Genomic DNA, 19,185 nt, shown 5'->3' on the forward strand with positions numbered 1-19,185 from the left:
TTTTGCGAGCTGTCAATCATACACTCTGGTACGATCTTCGTTAGCTTGTGCGAAAAGGAGGGAACTATTCATGTTACTTCTTTTGTTGTTCTGCCTTAGCTTCCAACAAATTTTGGACGTATAAAGCTTCTGCTTTACAGCCATATTCATAATGTGTGCCGAGCTTTTCCTGAAGGATTTCAATCTGTGCGATCTGCTCTTCAGCAGGCGGATCATTTAGGACGCGGACTAAAACCTCCTCTACCCGTTTTGCCAAGTCTTCATGAAACTTGGGATTTGCTTTGATCTCATCAGGAATCTTTTCATACCAAAGCGCTTTGGTTGTGATATATTCACGCCAATTTGCGTAAAATTGCTCTATATTGTACTTGTCTTCCGCCCAGCCGATATCGCTCATATAATCCTCAAATGATTGCGAAATGGAACGGGTGATGCTGCTTTTTATATTTGGAGAAAGCTTCTTAAACATGCTCTTTTGTAACCTCCCACTGTATGCCAATGATGGCAATCCAATGTTCATTGTATCAAATTTTTTCGTTCGTGCAAACTATGAGTTACTAATGACTCACTGTTCTTGCACAGGACCTAAGGCAAATGTGATTTCCGTTTCACACGCGACTTCACCGTCAACCGTGGCGATCGCTTTTCCTTTGCCGATCGTTCCGCGCAGACGGACGATTTCGACTTCAAGGCGAAGTGTGTCGCCTGGTGTTACTTGACGCTTGAACCGACAATTGTCGATTCCGGCAAAGAATGCCAGGCGTCCTTTGTTAGATTCCAAACTTAATAAAGCGACTGCACCGACTTGCGCGAGAGCTTCTACAATGAGAACGCCCGGCATGACAGGATAGCCTGGGAAGTGGCCATTGAAGTACTCTTCATTAATGCTCACATTCTTCAGTCCGACGGCACGTTTGCCTTCTTCCAGTTCTTCGATCCGATCGACCAATAAAAATGGGTAACGATGCGGGATGATTGCTTGAATCTGTTCTGCTGACAGCATAGGAAAACTCTCCTTTGTTCGAGTATGTCTCTTCAGTTACACTTTCATACTAAAGCAATTAATAGAACTTATATTTGAAATAAATAAATTTTATTTACCTTTACCGTTCATTATATCAAATATGTGCTGCCAGGTTTCTTTTCGGAATACATCTCCGGCTGATCCGTCACCTAATACACTGAACCCTAATAACGCACCCAGTACAGCTGCCACAATCATTAAAACAAACACAATCAGCAGGCGCAGCCAGATAGGGAACATGCGGATGCGTACCCACTTCAGTTCGCTGACTGGCACTTCCTGTTTATCCGGTTTTTCTTTTAGGCTTCTGTTCGGCCATTTGGCTTTGATGCGCGCCCAAAAATTCGCGTCTGATTCAACCTTTTTATGACGGTCGTTTCGCGATGGCTGATTCACTTCAGACGTTTTCACGTTCGTTTCAGCGGGCTGCGAGATCTGCTTTTCAGTTGTACGATTTTCATCTGTCATAGTCAGTACTCCTATTGCACGCTTAGCGGATGCCGTTAATTAGACCTAGCATTTGATCAGCCATTGTTACAGAACGTGCATTAAATTGATAAGCACGCTGGGCAGCAATCAAATCTGTCATCTCTTTTTCATAATTGACGTTGGAGCTTTCGAGTGCCTGATTTTGCAGGCCGATTTGGCTGCGTCCTGCACCTGTCAGTTCCGTCAGTAAGTCATTGGCTGCAATTCCAAGCCCCGCCATATCTGCAGGCAGGCCGAAGTTTGTCGCCGATAGCTGTACCATAGAGTCAGGCTTTTCAAGAACTGTTACCCCAAGCTCAAACGTCTGATTGCCACCTGGCTGTGTAACTTCGAGCCGTCCGTTTGGATGAACATGGTAGTTGGTTGCCTGTCCTGAAAACATAATCGGTCGTCCGGCACTGTCCGCCACAGGCAGCCCTTCATCATTCACAAGCATATTCTGGCCGTTATTCATCGGCGATACATAAAAATTCCCTTTTCGAGAATAAATGATTTCTTCTCCGCCTTCACCCTGCTGAATTAAATTAAAATATTGCTTAGGTTCCGTCAGGGCGAAGTCTAACTGGCGGTCCGTCACTTGTAGCGAACCGACTTTCCAGTTCATTTGAATGCCACCGAGCCGTGAGCCGACTCCCGTACGTATACCTGCTTCTGAACGGCGGTCGGCACGGTCAGCTTTATCGTTATTCATCTGCTGATAGAGCAGTTCCTGAAATTTAGCGTCGGTCGATTTATAGCCATGCGTAGCTGAATTGGACAAGTTATTGCCAATTATATCAAGCTTATGCTGCAGCTGGTTCATCGTGTTGACTGCTGTGGTCATTGTGCGAATCATAATAGGTGACTCCTCTCTTGCTTAGGCAATCCATAATTAGTGAACATCAGTTGACACGTCCGACTTCATTTACTGCTTTTTCCATACTGCGATCATACGCCTGTAAAATCTTTTGATTGGCCTCAAATGCACGGTACGCCGTCAGCATGTCTGTCATTGCGCGTGCTGCATCCACATTGGAATCTTCCAGGAAGCCTTGCTGCATAGAGTAATTGCCACCCATCGGCAGCGCTTGTCCGTCCGGAGATCTGAACAATCCGTTATCGAGTTTCGAAAGTAGATCCGGTTCGGCAGAGTACGCAATACCGAGTGTAGCTGCCTGCGTATCTCCTTCGAAAATGAATCCTTCTTCGGTAATACGGATATCATCGCCCGAAAGCTCGATGCGGTTGCCTGTTGCGTCCAGTACATACAGTCCAGATGGATTCGTTAAGTACCCTTCAGCATTGACAGTGAAATTTCCGTTCCGTGTATAGTATTGTTCGCCATTTTCGCCTTCCAGCGTGAAAAATACCGTTCCGGCTACACCTGTCTCTTCATTGACATCCATCGGTCCGTCAATCAGTGCGACGTCTGTCTTCAATTCCGTTTCCCGCAGCTGACCCTGTGCGAATAAAGGCAGAGTTTCTTGCATATAGACGCCCGTAGACAATCCGCCTACCGGTGCAAGTCCTTTGAAATTCAATCCCTTTTCCGTTGGCACGCGCGCGGCATCGAGACGGGACATAAACATTTCAGGGAAAGCCCTGATTGTCGACTGCTCCGCTTTAAAACCAGGTGTATTGACGTTGGCCATATTGTTCGCAAGCATTTCTGTCCTGCGCTGCTGTGCGATCATGCCTGATCCTACCGTGTAAAAACCACGAAACATTCCATTTCACTCCTTTTATTCCGTTCTTGTCTTCATTCGCACCATTTACGAATGAATGATACTTCTTATTATACACTAATTTCCGTTGAAATGTCGTTATCTGTGAGAACGCGCGGCAGATTTCCCGACCGTTTCAAGCAGAATGCCCGTCCCGATTGCTACACAGTTTAACGGATTTTCCGAAATGAACACTGGCACTTTTAATTCTTCAGACAGCAGCATATCGATTCCGTGGATCATCGCGCCGCCGCCCGTCAGGAACACACCGAGGTCGATGATGTCTGCAGACAGTTCAGGCGGTGTCTTTTCAAGTACATTTTTTGCAGCCTGAACAATCAGATTCACCGATTCATGAAGCGCTTTATTAATTTCTTCAGAAGTGATCGTCACGGTCTTAGGCAGTCCGGAAACCATATCGCGTCCGCGGATATCAATGGTACTTGGCTTCGCTTTTTCAATAAATACGGTGCCGACTTCTTTCTTTATCTGCTCGGCAGTCCGCTCACCAATCAATAATTTATGCTGTTTTTTAATATGCTGGATGATGTCGTGATCGAACTGGTCGCCCGCAATATTAATTGATTCAGACGACACGATATCGCCCATTGACAGTACTGCGACGTCAGTCGTACCGCCGCCAATGTCGATGACCATATTACCGGTAGGCTGGAAAATATCCATGCCTGCGCCGATCGCTGCGACTTTCGGTTCTTCTTCCAGAAATACTTGCTTGCCGCCGGACTTTTCAGCTGCCTGGCGAATGGCTTTCTGCTCTACGCTTGTGATATTCGTCGGACAGCAAATCAAAATTCTTGGCTTGGATAAAAAGCCTTTTACGTTTAATTTATTAATAAAGTGGCTAAGCATGGCTTCTGTCACATCAAAATCGGCAATAACGCCATCTTTCATTGGTCGTACGACGACGATGTTTCCTGGCGTCCGCCCGACCATCTGGTACGCCTCGTCTCCGACAGCCAAAACTTTTTTCGTCTGTTTCTCAATTGCAACAATCGCAGGCTCGTTAATGACAATGCCCTTCCCCTTCACATGAATCAATAAGTTGGCTGTTCCCAGGTCAATCCCTATATCTTTCGAAAACATCGCTGTCGCTTCCCCTTCCGCCCTGTAAATATGTAGTATTCTAACTATGAATTGTATCATATCTCCTATTCGAATGGCATAGTTCGTTAGGATTTTTGTAATTATTGTCGGAAAATGTTGGAATTTGCATGCAAGGGGTATGAGCGCGTAGTGGAGTTATATGATCAACGCCGCGGTTACGCCAGGGCGCAGCTTTCATTTGAAATAACTCCTGTTGCTTAGACAAGCGCACCAATACCCTGCTTTACCGCGCCAAAAACATCCATCAACGAACCAAAAGACCCCGCCTCCGAACCATTTTCACACTGCAGCGCGCCAAACCCCGTCTCCAACGCACCAAAACAGACCCCGCGCGCACTATTCCCGCTATTTCAAATGAAAAAGCCCGGCTATGAGCGCTTCGCAATGCTTTATGATTATCCCCCGAATAAACGCGCACCACACCATCTCCAGCTGCCAAACTCCATTAAAAAAGCTGCCAGGAAAGCAATCTAGCTTTCCCGACAGACTCCGCTCTACTATTTTTATTTAAAAGCAGTCGTTGCAACGATCGCTTTCTTCCAGCCTGCGTACAGTTCTTCTCTTTTGCTCTCTTCCATGTCAGGCTCAAATGCTCTGCCGAGACGCCAATGTGAAGCAATTTCGTCGCTGTCTTTCCAGAAACCTGTTGCGAGTCCTGCCAAATAGGCAGCTCCAAGTGCTGTCGTTTCATTGACTGTTGAACGCTCCACCGGCACATTCAACAGATCTGACTGGAATTGCATGAGGAAGTTGTTGGAAACAGCCCCGCCGTCCACGCGCAGTGTTTTCAGTGAAATGCCTGAATCAGCTTCCATTGCATCGAGTACGTCTTTCGTTTGATAAGCAAGAGATTCAAGCGTTGCGCGGACAAAATGGTCTTTCGTCGTACCACGGCTTAATCCGAATACGGCTCCCTTCACGTCGCTGTCCCAGTACGGGGTGCCTAGGCCGACAAATGCAGGGACTACATATACGCCATCTGTGGAGTCTACGCGGTTTGCGTACAATTCACTTTCAGAAGAATTGCGGAACATCCGCATGCCGTCACGCAGCCACTGGATTGCAGAACCTGCTACGAAAATACTACCTTCAAGTGCGTACTCCACTTTGCCGTTGATCCCCCAGGCAATTGTCGTCAATAAACCGTGGTCGGATGTCACCGCTTTTTCACCTGTATTCATCAGCATAAAGCAGCCTGTGCCGTACGTATTTTTCACCATGCCGCTTTCGAAGCATGCCTGGCCGAATAACGCTGCCTGCTGGTCTCCCGCGATGCCGGCGATCGGTGCTTCGTGTCCGAAGAAATGCGCCGCTTCCGTATGTGTATAGATTTCAGAAGACTGGCAGACTTTAGGAAGCATCGACGCCGGTACGTCTAAAATCTCAAGCAACTCTTCATCCCATTTCAAGTCGTGAATATTGTACATGAGCGTTCTGGATGCATTGGAATAATCGGTAACATGTGCTTTGCCTCCGGACAGTTTCCAAATAAGCCATGTATCGATTGTGCCAAATAACAAGTCACCTTTCTCGGCCTGTTCGCGTGCTCCCTCCACATTATCAAGAATCCATTTCACTTTTGTACCTGAGAAATAAGCATCAATTAGCAAGCCGGTTTTATTGCGGAACAATTCATTGTAACCGTTTTCTTTCAGATTCTCACAAATTTCTGCTGTTTGGCGTGATTGCCAGACAATCGCATGATAAACCGGATTTCCTGTATGTTTATCCCAGACGACAGTAGTTTCGCGCTGATTGGTAATGCCGATCGCTTCGATTTGCGTTGCATTAATATTCTTCTCAGAAATGACCGTAGCGATGACAGAGAGAATAGAACTCCAAATTTCATCCGCATTATGTTCCACCCAGCCTGACTTTGGAAAGTACTGTGTGAATTCCTGCTGCGCTGTATGGTAAATTTCACCCTTCGAATCAAACAGAATAGCCCGTGAACTAGTTGTTCCTTGATCCAGTGCCAAAATATATTTTTCTGTCATTCTCTATTCCTCCAGTATCTAGTTATTTTCTATTATACACGTTTTTGCTCTACTTCTGCCTTGGTTGCACTCGTTAACTGATAGACTGGTTCAGGTACATTGCGTACAGTAAATTGTGCAGCCAGCAGAACCGCTAAGACGATTGCACCAACGATCCAGAATGCTATGCTGTTTTCGCCGATGAAGAATTGACGATAAAATAAAGCTCCGAAAGCTCCACCCAGGACTGGCCCAACAACTGGTATCCAGGCATAGCCCCAATCGGACGTCCCTTTCCCTTGAATTGGAAGGAAGAAATGCGCAATTCGGGGACCCAGGTCACGCGCAGGATTGATCGCGTAGCCAGTCGTACCGCCGAGCGACATGCCGATTGCGATGATGAGTGCACCGACAATGAGAGGATTTAGCCCTTCAGTGAATTCATTCGCACCGATTGACAGCAGTCCGAGAAGAAGGACGAATGTACCGATGATTTCACTTGTCAGATTAGAAAGCGGATGCCGGATCGCCGGACTCGTTGCAAATATCGCAAGCTTCGCCTCTTGGTCTTCTGTTTCTTTCCAGTGCGGTAAATATTGTAGATAGACAATGATCGCTCCTGCTATCGCTCCAAGCATTTGTGCAACGATGTACATCGGAACGTCTGCCCAAGCAAAATCCCCAATTGTTGCAAGGCCAATTGTAACTGCAGGATTCAAGTGCGCCCCACTGGCACCTCCAACCGCGTATACCCCCATTGCAACCGCCAGCCCCCAGCCAACTGTAATTACAATCCATCCTGCGCCCTCTGCCTTGGATTTCTTCAGCACTACACCGCCGACTACTCCCCCGCCAAAGATAATCAAAATCATTGTTCCTATCAATTCTCCAACAAATGGTGTCATCTTTTTTCTCCTCCCTATCGTTTTTTGTGATTGGAGAACATGAAAAAGCCCACAATTAAGCCCTTGCGCAAGGCAAGAAAATAATTGTGGGTTCCTGTACTCAACCACGTCTATGAACTTATCACCAAGTATATCTTTGATGGAATTGTCTGTCAACAGGAATTTCCGGAATTTATATCTTTTGCGAATGATTCCCACAGCACATGATCTGAGGTCGTGACTGCCACCGCACCGGCACTGAGCGCATCGTCAATATGCTTCTTCGTCCGAATCAAACCGCCGTTGATAATCGGGATACCGGTTTGTGCTTGCACTTCCTCAATTAATTCAGGAATAACACCCGGCAGCATTTCAATAAAATCAGGCGCCGTCTGCTTGATTAGCGAATAGCTTTTTTCCAGCGCGATCGTATCCAGCAGGAACATGCGCTGAATCGCAATAATGCCTTTCGCCTTCGCTTTTGCGATCATATTCGACCGCGTGGAAATAATGCCGGCCGGCCGAATATCATTGCAGAGAAAGTCTGCCGCGAAGTTATCTGTTTTCAAGCCCTGAATCAAATCGGCATGGATGATCAGTTTTTTGCAACGCTTATCTGCCTCGTGCTTCAATGTCTTCACATTGCTTATATGCACTTCCAGCAGGACGATATATTCGAACTGACTTTCAAGCAGTCTTTCGAATTGCTTTGCCGTCCGTGCAGCAGGCAGGATTTTCTGATTGTGGAAAGGCATGATACGGATCTCTCCTCTAAAAGAGTTTTCTTTATAATACCATGTCAGATCACTGTCGTAGCTTTTCTAAGTTCCTCATTCAGTTCTTCTTCGTATTGTGTACGTTCATTTTCTGTCCATTGCAAAATAGCCGCCATTTCGTTCAGCACGTCAGTCTTCCCAGCCTGCACATTATCGATATGGAAAAATAAGTCGCCAGTCCGGCGCACGAAAAAGTCTGTTGGCTTCACGGTCATTTCCTGTTCGATGGCATAACGCAACTTCACATAGAGAATTCTTGGCATTTGAGTCGCCGGTTCATAAGGAATGGCAAACACTTTATCCACATTCGAACCGTACAATGCAGCCAGATGCTGACTCTCACGTTCCGTAAAGCCAAGGGCCTGTCCGCGTTCAACCGCCTCGCGAATGAAACGTTTATAGTTCGATGAGCCGCCAATGTCGCCGCCGGAAATTGGGAAGTGTTTCGTGATGCTGCGCGGGAATTTCCGTCCCGTTTCATTGGACAGCTGACGTACAACTTTGTTAATGACGGTCTCCGCCATTTTACGATAGCCGGTCAGTTTTCCGCCAGCAATCGTGATCAGTCCTTTTTCCGAATCCCAAATCTCGTCTTTGCGAGAGATTTCAGAAGGGCTCTTGCCTTCTTCATGAACGAGCGGACGCACGCCTGCCCACGTAGACTCAACGTCTTCTGCCGTAACCGTCACTTTTGGGAACATGTAACGGATGGCATCGAGTATATACGTACGATCTTCTTCCGTAATCTGCATCTCTTTCGGATCACCTTCGTAAAAAGTATCCGTTGTGCCGACATATGCTTTACCTTCACGCGGAATCGCAAAGATCATCCGCTTATCTGGCGTATCAAAGTAAATCGCCTGCTTCAGTGGAAATACTGACTGATCGAATACAAGGTGAATACCTTTTGACAGAATTAAATGTTTGCCTGCTGAAGGCCCGTCCATGTTTTTCACTTCATCCACCCAAGGTCCTGCCGCATTGATCACTTTCTTGGCTTGGATTGTCCATTTTTTATCAGACGTCATGTCTTCTACTTCCACGCCATTTATAGTTTGTTCATCATACGTGAATCCTGCTGCCTTTGCGTAATTCAGAATGACTGCACCTTTTTCAGCAGCGGCTTTCATTACTTCAATCGTCAATCGTGCGTCGTCTGTGCGGTATTCCACATACATCCCGCTGCCCTGCAGTCCTTCTTTTTTTACTAAAGGAGCCTGCTTCACTGTCTGTTCCACGTTGAGCATCGTTCTGCGCTCGGACTTCTTCACACCTGCCAGGAAATCATAGACCTGCAAACCAATCGCCGTCGAGAAGCTGCCGAATGTCCCGCCTTTATGGAATGGCAAAAGCATGCGTTCAGGCGTCGTGACGTGCGGTCCGTTTTCATAGACGATAGCCCGTTCTTTGCCGAGTTCCGCTACTTCCTTAATTTCAAACTGCTTCAGATAACGCAGCCCCCCGTGCACAAGCTTTGTCGAGCGGCTAGACGTGCCGGAAGCGAAATCCTGCATCTCAATCAACGCAGTTTTCAATCCTCGCGTAACGGCATCAAGCGCAATCCCTGCCCCTGTAATACCGCCCCCGATAACCACTACGTCAAATAACTCGGAATCCAATAAATCAATTACCTCTTGGCGTTTCATTGCTGAAAATGTAGTCATACTACTCTCTCCTTTATAATTAGAATCTTTTAATCCATTACACTCTACGTGTTTGCGTCTTCTGCATTTATAAGTTGGACTTAATGACCTGTATTCTAGAAGTTATCTAGTACCGTTGATTTCCGTTCCAGGCGGACGCTTGTCTTGCGGGCCCGCGGTGAGCCAAGCGAACAGCGAAGGGTTCGCTTTGCCGTATTTCTGTGTACTTTACAGAAATTAAGGCAATACAGGGTGCTTTCTACAAAACTTGGTCGCTACGCTCCCCTAAGTTGTCATCACCTGTCGGGCTGATCCTCCCAGAGTCGATTTAGCCGCGGGCTCACACGAAGTGAGTCATGCAGCCGTTGCCGCAGGACGCGGCGAACATAGGCTACCATGCACACCAATCAACTGATCAGGCTGTACATTGTAAATAGATTTTCAACTTATGTTGATAATAAATAAAAAAAGAGACCTCAAAGGAACGATTGCACATGACAATCACTCTTTGAGGTCTCTCAATAACTCAAACCAGAAATATTAACTTGTCTGTATTGTATCAAGCCAACGAATAAATTACAAGTATTGGAACTGCTCATTTCACATTCGCCTTCTCTGCGGGGATTTCATTTTTCCATTTTTGACGGGTCGCCTCTCCTCCGCGTAAGTGGCGGATTGATTTATGGTAAGCAAGGATTTCTGCGACTTGCTCCGACAGACCCGGATCGACGTTCGGTAGCCGCTCGGTCAGATCTTTATGCACCGTGCTTTTTGAATAGCCAGTGACATTGGCAAGCGCGCGCACGGTCAGTTTCGTTTCGATCAGCAGCTTTCCGAGACGTACGCAACGCCTTCTAATTTGCTCGTGCACGCCCTCTTCCTTTCTCTCTTCACTCCTTTAGGTACTGTATTGTATGCATCCGGCCCTGAACATATGAAAAAGCCATTCCGGGGGGCTGGAATGGCTTCGTGTGTTATTTATTAGAATGCTAGGAAATCATGCGGGTTGACCGCTACGCCTTCTTCATAGACTTCAAATTGTAAATGAACGCCGGCTTGCGGGTTCCATTCATTCTGAGTTGCTGTAGCAAGAACTTGTCCCTGCTGAACTTTGTCGCCCTCTTTTACTAGAACGCCTGTCAGTGAAGCGTAGACTGTCGTCTTACCGTCAGCGTGTTTCACCTTAATTTCATTGCCTTTGAATGAATCTACAATAACTTCTTCGACTGTACCGCTCATCGCCACCACTACTTCAAATGGCTGGCCATCCATAGAAAGCGCGAGACCCTTGCTTGTGACATACATCTGCTTGAATACGAGCAATGCTTTTTCGCGTGTTGCTTCATCTGCTGTAGGATCGTAAAACTCTTGTAAAATTGCGACTTGATCTAGCTGATCTTCATGGAATGGATACTTCAGTGTTTCTTTTTCTGCATTTGTTTCTACCGTGACATCTTTATTCGGCTGGTCGATCTTCGCCACATCGGATATTGCCACTTCGTCTTTGCCTGTCATAGCGGAGTATCCCCATACCATGCCGACAAATAAAAGCGCGACTCCCGTATAAATGGCAGGCCAGAACCAGCCGTTTTTAACTTTTTTACTATCCTGAGAAGGGATCTTTGGTTTTTCTTCTCTCATTGTCATCACCTCACTTGCATTCTTTGCAAGTTACGGCGATTTTAAACATTCGTCTCCTGATAAATTTATTTTTTGTATGCGAGTGCCTGTATAATAGTGGGAAATTATCTGCTCCGCCGTCCAGCCTTTTTGCGCAAATGCTTCCGCTCCATACTGGCTCATCCCCACACCATGTCCATAACCGAGCGTGGTAATATGCACAATTTGATTATTAACGTCATAGGCAATATTGAAATCCGTCGATGCTAAATTAAGCTTCTCCCGGATCTGCCGTCCGCTCGCTTCATATTGGCCCGCGATGATTTTCTGGACCCGGCCTGTTGGATTCCTCACAAGCTGCAGCTCCCGGAATTCACTGGCATCCCAATTTAATTGAAGCTTACGGTTCCATTCCGTCAACGTCATCTGCAATTTACGTTCGACTTCAGGGGCCACATCTTCCTCCCCCGGACTTTCTACGCTCTGCAAGTATTCCACTGGATTGCCGCTGAAGTTTTGTGCAGCTTCTGTCTGGCCATTAGATGTAGAGAAGAACATCGCCGAAATGATTTCCTCACCGTGAACGACAATGTCCCCCCTCGTCGATTCCGCAGCTGCCCGGATCTTCTTTTCATTCTGCTTGAACGATTTGCCCCATCGTTCCTTGCGCTCAGCTTCTGTCCGGTACACCTGCGCCGACACATCTTTCGCAATCGGCTTCTTTCCTTTATCCGTATTACGCGCCGCATATGTGCGCGCCGCAATCACCTGGGCTTTCAGCGCTTCCTCATGGAAATCAGCCGGCATCTCCCCAGCCACAACCCCCACTACATACTCTTCCAATGAAATCGGCTCGTCCACCCCGGTGACCGTAATCATGATCTCGCATGTCTTCTCCTTCCGTTGTTCTACCAGCTTCAGCTCTGGCGCTTGTCTTAGTAAGATGGGAATAAAAAATAAAGTGAGAATGATGAATAAAAAGAGTAGTTTTTTGTACATACTGGACTATATGTTGGTGCACGGAATTTTATGTAATAGAAAAAACCACGAACAATGAATGTCCATGGTTTTGAAATATTATACGAGTTGTGTTGCTTCAGTGATTTCCTGTTCTGAAGAGACACGTGTAATGTCTGCACCCAATGCTTTGAGCTTTTTGTCGAAGTCAACATAGCCGCGGTCTAGATGGATAAGTTCAGTAACGCGAGTGACCCCATCTGCTACGAGGCCAGCTAAGATTAATGAGGCAGCGGCACGTAAATCAGTTGCTGCAACTTCAGCTCCCTGAAGCTTGGATGGTCCAGAAACGATTACAGAGCGTCCTTCAATCTTTACATCAGCATTCATACGTCGGAACTCTTCCACGTGCATGAAACGATTTTCGAATACAGTTTCAGTCAATACGCCTGTACCTGTTGCCGTTAACATCAATGCCATCATTTGTGACTGCATATCTGTCGGGAAACCTGGATGCGGCATCGTCTTCAGATCGACTGCCTTCAATGGATGTTGCGCTGTAACGCGAACTCCTTCATCCAATTCCGTTACGACTACGCCCATTTCCGTCATTTTGGAAATGAGAGCTGTAGAGTGTTCAGGCACTGCATTTTCAATAACAATATCTCCGCCAGTGATGGCAGCTGCTACCATGAACGTTCCTGCTTCGATACGGTCAGGAATAATGTGGTGGACAGATGCATACAGTTTAGAGACGCCTTCAATACGTATATTGTCTGTACCGGCGCCGACTACTTTTCCGCCCATTTCATTAATGAAGTTCGCCAAGTCTACGATCTCCGGTTCTTTTGCAGCGTTCTCGATCACAGTGGTACCTTCAGCCAATGCAGCAGCCGTCATGATGTTTTCTGTAGCGCCGACACTTGGGAAATCCAAGTAAATCTTTGCACCCTTCAAACGACCGTTAACCTTTGCTTCTACGTGACCGTGTCCAAATGAAATTTCAGCACCCATTGCTTCGAAACCTTTCAAGTGCTGGTCAATCGGTCTTGAGCCAATCGCACAGCCGCCCGGCAATGCGACACGAGCGAATCCATTGCGTGCCAATAATGGCCCCATTACTAAAATGGATGCTCTCATTTTACGTACAAACTCAAATTGCGCTTCGTCCGCCAGTCTTCCTTGAGAGTCGATGATCACTTCATTGTTCTCCGGGTTGTGCGTGATTTTCGCATTCAGACTTTTCAGTACCTCATTGATTGTCCGAACATCTGATAAGTTCGGAACATCACGAATCACGTTCACACCTTCCGATGCCAATAAAGCAGCTGCTAAGATCGGCAGTACCGCATTCTTAGCTCCTTCTACACGCACGTTCCCTTGTAAAGTCCGTCCGCCGTTAATAATAATTTTTTCCACCACTAGCCCCTCCGAGTCAAGTTATATCCTACGCCCACAACCTATTATCATCAATAAACATTTTAGTAGTTATCCATCACATATTCATTCAGTTAATTCACACATAAAACATATTCTATTGTACCCTGTAAAACATTACTAGACAAGTAACTTCCGGCGCAGTTTTTGAGTATTTCATACGTAACCTAGTATATGTGGCATTTTGACACAATGTGTATATTACATACGATGTAATATTGGACATGTTTAACGTAATACCCCAGTTTAAAAGATTCTACACGCATTTTGACAAATTTAATTACGCTGGTGAGTAGTTTGTGTATTGTGTGGCATGTTAAGAGTTAAGTGAAGTTAGTTTGCAGTGGGGATTTGCGCTCTGGGCGTGCGGTGAGCCGCTGATCCTCCGGGAGTCGCCACCCGACGCTCCAATCCTAACAATGTACTGTGTCTAAACAAACGCAAAACTCATCATATGCAGGTACACAACTTAGCATAATTATTTAAAGGAATTTTACTTTTAAAAATCAGAATAAGTTGCGCTGTTAAGCCAAAAAATAATACATTTTTCTAAGTAAAATGCTTAGATTTATCACAAACCTATAATGCATTTTAATTACTTCTCCACTTACACAACCAGAGAGCCATGACAGTTGATCGTAGCGGAAGGCGGCGACTCCGGGAGGATCAGCCTCGACAGGTGAGACAACTTGGGGGAGCGAAGCGACCAAGTTGGCTCACCGCGAGCCCTCCGGAAAGCGTCCGCCTAGAGCGCAGATCAACGGTATCCCATCCTCAAACCATTTGCATAAACAGACACTTAAGGTTTTAACTTCGTTCAGCCGGAGTTTTAAACTCCGGCTGCTATCCCAGAGCACTTCAGCTGAAGGAAGTCAAAACCAGGTGGCCCATCTTCCTGACCAATAGGATATGTCTAAAAAGAAATTTGATACGGTCGAACCAATTGCAATACTTAGCAAAATAAACAAAAGCTGTGTTTGCAACACCCGATTTTTACGAATGATCGCTTGAGGCAATATCGCCTGTAATGCATAAAAACTAATTCCAATGAAAAAAATATGTGAAACAATCGCGAGTAATGGATTACTGCCGAGTGAACTCATCATCCACACTCCTTTCAAAAAAATAATACGGTTTGGTGCGCTGCAGTCGCTTTTTGGTGCGGCTAATTTTAACTTTGGTTCGGCTACACGAAACTTTTGGGCGCTCTAAGTCTGTTTTGGTTCGTTCCAAAACGTTTTTCGCGCTTTCTGATGAACTTTTGGCGCACTTGCCTAGTTTCAGACTAATTATTATTACGAAACCATCAAAACACTAAAAATGGGCGGACAGAAACAAATTCTGTCCGCCCTTATACTGCTATTTATATACGCTGCTCATACACTTGCATACGGTTGATGGCACGTTTCAAATCAAGTTCAGCCAAACGGTGATCCAGACTATCAGAAGTTTTCTTCAAGTCAGTCTCAGCCTTATCTGCTGCTTTCTTTGCGCGTGCAATATCAATGGACTCAGCCATTTCAGCACTTTGCGCCAATACAGTAACCACTTCAGGACGGACTTCTATGAAACCTCCGTGGACTGCGACAGTTTCTGTCTTGCCGTCTGTTTTAATGCGAAGTGCACCAATTTGAAGTGGTGCTACCATAGCGATGTGGCCGGGAAGAACCCCGATTTCACCAGCTTCGGTAACTGCAATCACCATGTTTGCATCCATTTCACAAACAGGGCCGTCGGGAGTGACGATATTCACTTTGATTTTACTCATTTTTTTCCCTCCTGGTCCCTATTCTTAGACTTCGATACCCATGCCTTTTGCTTTTTCAATAACTTCTTCAATGCGTCCGACTAAACGGAAAGCATCTTCTGGCAGGTGGTCATACTTACCTTCCAGAATTTCAGCGAAGCCTTTAATCGTTTCAGCAACCGGAACATAAGAACCTTTTTGTCCTGTAAACTGTTCAGCAACGTGGAAGTTCTGTGATAAGAAGAACTGAATCCGACGAGCGCGGTCAACAACCTGCTTGTCATCTTCATCCAACTCATCCATACCTAGAATTGCGATGATATCCTGCAATTCACGGTATCGCTGAAGCGTTGTCTGTACTTCACGTGCTACACGGTAGTGTTCAGGCCCAACAATTTCAGCACTCAATGCGCGTGAAGAAGAAGCAAGCGGATCTACTGCTGGGTAGATACCCATCTCAGAAAGCTTACGCTCCAAGTTCGTTGTCGCATCCAAGTGAGCAAATGTTGTTGCCGGAGCTGGATCCGTATAGTCATCCGCTGGTACATAGATCGCTTGGATCGATGTAACGGAACCTTTATTTGTAGAAGTGATTCGCTCTTGTAACTGACCCATTTCTGTAGCCAATGTCGGCTGGTAACCAACCGCAGATGGCATACGTCCAAGAAGGGCAGAAACTTCAGAACCTGCTTGTGTAAAGCGGAAAATATTATCGATGAACAATAGAACGTCCTGTCCTTGCTCATCACGGAAATACTCAGCCATAGTCAAGCCGGAAAGTGCAACACGCATACGTGCGCCAGGCGGCTCGTTCATTTGACCGAATACCATTGCTGTTTTCTTGATAACGCCTGAGTCCGTCATTTCGAAGAACAAGTCATTACCTTCACGAGTACGCTCTCCAACACCTGCGAATACTGAGATACCGCCGTGCTCTTGAGCAATGTTGTTGATCAATTCCTGGATCAGAACTGTTTTACCTACACCGGCACCACCGAAGAGTCCGATTTTACCACCCTTGATGTATGGTGCAAGCAAGTCAACTACTTTAATTCCAGTTTCCAGAATTTCAACTTCTGTGGAAAGGAATTCAAACGTTGGTGCTGAACGGTGAATCGGGTCACGTTGTGAATCAGCCGGAACTGGTTCAGCTAGGTCGATCTCCTCGCCTAGTACGTTAAATACACGTCCGAGTGTAATGTCACCGACTGGAACAGAAATAGGTGCACCTGTATCTACTACGGGCGTACCGCGTTTCAGACCATCTGTCGAGGACATCGCAATCGTACGAACCGCATCGTCTCCAAGGTGAAGTGCCACCTCAAGAGTCAACACTTCAACTACGCCATTTGCGCGGTCGATATTAACCTTCAATGCGTTATAGATCGCAGGAAGCTGTCCGCCTTCAAACTTAACGTCGACAACCGGACCCATAACCTGAAGAATATGTCCATTACTCATGCTTTTCCCTCCTGTCTTACTTACCTTCAAATGATTTATTCTAGTGCTGCTACGCCGGCTACGATTTCAGTGATTTCCTGAGTGATCGCTGCTTGACGCGCACGGTTAAATTGTAATGTCAACGAATCGATTAGTTCAGACGCATTGTCTGTCGCCGTCTTCATTGCTGTCATACTGGAAGCATGTTCACTCGCTTTTCCATCCAGCACTGCTCCATAAATGAGGCTCTCCGTATATTGCGGAAGAAGCGTTTCGAGAATCGCTTCCGCAGAAGGCTCGAACTCATATGATGAAGAAGCTGAAACGGATGAAATATCTGTGAGTGGAAGCAATTTACGTTCAGTTGCCTCATTAGAAATGGCGGAGATGAAGTGGTTGTAGTACAAGTACACTTCATCGTATACGCCTTCTGTGAACATGCCAACATCACGATTCGCGATATCTTTTACTTCTTCAAAACGAGGGTGATCCGAGAGCCCGATCAGACTTTCTTCAATCTGGTAACCCAGACGGTCGAAGAATTCATAGCCTTTACGGCCGATCGCGATAATGACCACGTCGTCTTTCGACTTATGGCGCTGTTCGATTGCACGGGTAACGGCACGGAAGATGTGCGCGTTGTATCCTCCTACGAGCCCGCGGTCAGAAGTGACTACGATGTACGCAGTTTTCTTAACGGGACGTGCAGTAAGCAATGGATGCCCGGAATCTTTCGTTACGGCTGCAATGGCACCGACCACTTCTTCTACTTTATCCATGTAAGGAACGAATTTCTTCGCGTTGACCTCGGCACGGTTCAGTTTGGAAGCAGATACCATCTGCATCGCTTTCGTGATTTGACTCGTCTTTTTTGTTGAAGCAATACGGCTTTCTATCTCGCGTAAGGACGCCACTGGCTATTCACCACCTTTATTTTAAGATCAGTTCAAGATTATGCTTCTGAAGAAACGAAGTTTTTCTTGAATTCGTTGAACGCTGCGCTCATTACGTCATCCGCTGGAAGATCTTTCGTTGTACGGATATGATCATAAACTTCCGTGTGGTTTGATTCTAACCAGCTAGTGATTTCAGCTTCAAAACGCAATACGTCTTTTACTGGAATATCGTCGAGATAACCGCGTGTCAGTGCATAAAGACTGATAACTTGGTATTCGACTTTCAACGGTTTGTTCAAGTCCTGCTTCAAGATTTCAACTGTACGCTGACCGCGGTCCAGTTTTGCTCTTGTTGTAGGATCCAAATCTGAACCGAATTGAGAGAATGCTTCTAGTTCACGGAACGCTGCCAGGTCCAAACGAAGTGTACCGGCAACTTTCTTCATCGCTTTAATTTGCGCCGATCCACCAACTCGGGAAACGGAAAGACCTGCGTTGATAGCAGGACGTACGCCTGAGAAGAATAGGTCGGACTGAAGGAAGATCTGTCCGTCTGTAATAGAGATTACGTTCGTTGGAATATAAGCGGAGATATCTCCAGCTTGTGTTTCAACGAATGGAAGTGCAGTAATAGAACCTGCTCCTAATGAGTCATTCAATTTTGCAGCACGTTCAAGTAAACGGCTGTGCAAGTAGAAGACATCCCCTGGATATGCTTCACGGCCTGGAGGACGACGAAGTAGAAGGGAAAGTTCACGGTAAGCTGCAGCTTGTTTAGATAGATCATCATAAACAATTAGTACGTGCTTGCCGTCGAACATGAATTCTTCTGCCATTGAAATACCTGTGTATGGTGCAAGGTAAAGCATTGGAGACGGGCTTGACGCAGATGCTGTAACAACAATTGTGTAATCAAGAGCACCATTGCGGCGTAGAGTTTCAACAACTCCACGAACAGTGGATTCTTTTTGTCCAATTGCTACATAGATACAGATCATGTCCTGGTCTGCCTGGTTAAGAATCGCATCGATCGCAACAGTAGTCTTACCTGTTTGACGGTCACCGATGATTAATTCACGCTGTCCACGGCCGATAGGAACTAGAGCGTCAATCGCTTTGATTCCTGTTTGCAGTGGTTCGTGAACTGATTTACGCGCCATAACCCCTTGTGCAGGGCTTTCGATAGGGCGTGTTTTTGTTGTGTTGATCGGACCTAATCCGTCAACTGGTTGTCCAAGTGACTTGACGACACGGCCGATCAATTCTTCTCCGACTGGTACTTCCATAATACGACCTGTACGACGAACTTCATCGCCTTCTTTAATGTCTGTGTATGGCCCTAGGATAACGATACCTACGTTGTTCGCTTCCAAGTTTTGTGCCAGACCCATTACGCCGGTAGAGAACTCAAGAAGTTCCCCCGCCATGACATTGTCGAGGCCATGAGCAAGTGCGATACCGTCACCTA

At 46.2% G+C, this 19,185-nt stretch carries 19 protein-coding genes; all 19 read right to left on the minus strand.

Annotated features, from left to right (window positions below; translation table 11 throughout):
• Positions 1 to 73: 73 nt before the first annotated feature.
• The gene (locus Q1J64_RS00185; protein ID WP_301107075.1) at positions 74 to 469 is read right to left on the minus strand and encodes a hypothetical protein; all 396 of its coding nucleotides are present in this window, start codon (positions 467 to 469) and stop codon (positions 74 to 76) included.
• A gap of 96 nt (positions 470 to 565) precedes the next feature.
• Positions 566 to 1,003, minus strand: a complete 438-nt coding sequence (fabZ, locus tag Q1J64_RS00190) for a 3-hydroxyacyl-ACP dehydratase FabZ (RefSeq protein ID WP_301107076.1) — start codon at positions 1,001 to 1,003, stop codon at positions 566 to 568.
• A 90-nt stretch (positions 1,004 to 1,093) separates the two neighbouring features.
• The gene (locus tag Q1J64_RS00195; protein ID WP_301107077.1) at positions 1,094 to 1,492 is read right to left on the minus strand and encodes a DNA-directed RNA polymerase subunit beta; all 399 of its coding nucleotides are present in this window, start codon (positions 1,490 to 1,492) and stop codon (positions 1,094 to 1,096) included.
• Positions 1,493 to 1,514: 22 nt separating this feature from the next.
• A complete protein-coding gene (locus Q1J64_RS00200; RefSeq protein WP_301107078.1) occupies positions 1,515 to 2,348 on the minus strand; it encodes a flagellar hook-basal body protein in 834 nt (277 codons plus the stop codon).
• Between the two features lie 46 nt (positions 2,349 to 2,394).
• Positions 2,395 to 3,219, minus strand: a complete 825-nt coding sequence (locus Q1J64_RS00205) for a flagellar hook-basal body protein (RefSeq protein WP_301107079.1) — start codon at positions 3,217 to 3,219, stop codon at positions 2,395 to 2,397.
• A 96-nt stretch (positions 3,220 to 3,315) separates the two neighbouring features.
• Positions 3,316 to 4,320: a rod shape-determining protein MreB gene (mreB, locus tag Q1J64_RS00210; RefSeq protein ID WP_301107080.1), complete on the minus strand. Its 1,005-nt coding sequence runs from the start codon at positions 4,318 to 4,320 to the stop codon at positions 3,316 to 3,318.
• Between the two features lie 524 nt (positions 4,321 to 4,844).
• Complete coding sequence (glpK, locus tag Q1J64_RS00215; protein WP_301107081.1) at positions 4,845 to 6,338, minus strand: glycerol kinase GlpK; 1,494 nt, start codon at positions 6,336 to 6,338, stop codon at positions 4,845 to 4,847.
• 32 nt (positions 6,339 to 6,370) lie between these two features.
• Entirely contained in the window at positions 6,371 to 7,222 is an 852-nt protein-coding gene (locus Q1J64_RS00220) for an MIP/aquaporin family protein (protein ID WP_301107082.1), read from the minus strand.
• A gap of 152 nt (positions 7,223 to 7,374) precedes the next feature.
• Entirely contained in the window at positions 7,375 to 7,956 is a 582-nt protein-coding gene (locus Q1J64_RS00225) for a glycerol-3-phosphate responsive antiterminator (protein WP_301107083.1), read from the minus strand.
• A 44-nt stretch (positions 7,957 to 8,000) separates the two neighbouring features.
• Positions 8,001 to 9,641 (minus strand): glycerol-3-phosphate dehydrogenase/oxidase, encoded by a 1,641-nt coding sequence (locus Q1J64_RS00230; RefSeq protein ID WP_301107084.1) that lies wholly within the window; start codon positions 9,639 to 9,641, stop codon positions 8,001 to 8,003.
• A 574-nt stretch (positions 9,642 to 10,215) separates the two neighbouring features.
• A complete protein-coding gene (locus Q1J64_RS00235) occupies positions 10,216 to 10,491 on the minus strand; it encodes a sporulation transcriptional regulator SpoIIID (protein ID WP_301107085.1) in 276 nt (91 codons plus the stop codon).
• A 110-nt stretch (positions 10,492 to 10,601) separates the two neighbouring features.
• Positions 10,602 to 11,261: a M23 family metallopeptidase gene (locus tag Q1J64_RS00240; protein ID WP_301107086.1), complete on the minus strand. Its 660-nt coding sequence runs from the start codon at positions 11,259 to 11,261 to the stop codon at positions 10,602 to 10,604.
• Between the two features lie 30 nt (positions 11,262 to 11,291).
• Complete coding sequence (spoIID, locus tag Q1J64_RS00245) at positions 11,292 to 12,239, minus strand: stage II sporulation protein D (protein WP_301107087.1); 948 nt, start codon at positions 12,237 to 12,239, stop codon at positions 11,292 to 11,294.
• 78 nt (positions 12,240 to 12,317) lie between these two features.
• Positions 12,318 to 13,616, minus strand: a complete 1,299-nt coding sequence (murA, locus tag Q1J64_RS00250; protein ID WP_301107088.1) for a UDP-N-acetylglucosamine 1-carboxyvinyltransferase — start codon at positions 13,614 to 13,616, stop codon at positions 12,318 to 12,320.
• Between the two features lie 890 nt (positions 13,617 to 14,506).
• Positions 14,507 to 14,737 carry a DUF1146 family protein gene (locus tag Q1J64_RS00255; protein WP_301107089.1) on the minus strand — a complete coding sequence of 77 codons (231 nt, stop codon included), beginning with the start codon at positions 14,735 to 14,737 and terminating at the stop codon, positions 14,507 to 14,509.
• 260 nt (positions 14,738 to 14,997) lie between these two features.
• Positions 14,998 to 15,402: a F0F1 ATP synthase subunit epsilon gene (locus tag Q1J64_RS00260; protein ID WP_301107090.1), complete on the minus strand. Its 405-nt coding sequence runs from the start codon at positions 15,400 to 15,402 to the stop codon at positions 14,998 to 15,000.
• A 24-nt stretch (positions 15,403 to 15,426) separates the two neighbouring features.
• Positions 15,427 to 16,842 carry a F0F1 ATP synthase subunit beta gene (gene atpD / locus Q1J64_RS00265; protein WP_301107091.1) on the minus strand — a complete coding sequence of 472 codons (1,416 nt, stop codon included), beginning with the start codon at positions 16,840 to 16,842 and terminating at the stop codon, positions 15,427 to 15,429.
• Between the two features lie 35 nt (positions 16,843 to 16,877).
• Positions 16,878 to 17,735, minus strand: a complete 858-nt coding sequence (atpG, locus tag Q1J64_RS00270) for an ATP synthase F1 subunit gamma (RefSeq protein WP_301107092.1) — start codon at positions 17,733 to 17,735, stop codon at positions 16,878 to 16,880.
• Between the two features lie 38 nt (positions 17,736 to 17,773).
• On the minus strand, positions 17,774 to 19,185 hold a 1,412-nt coding region (gene atpA / locus Q1J64_RS00275; RefSeq protein WP_301107093.1), incomplete at its 5' end, for a F0F1 ATP synthase subunit alpha.

This window comes from Sporosarcina sp. (assembly GCF_029257255.1).
Lineage (GTDB): Bacteria > Bacillota > Bacilli > Bacillales_A > Planococcaceae > Sporosarcina.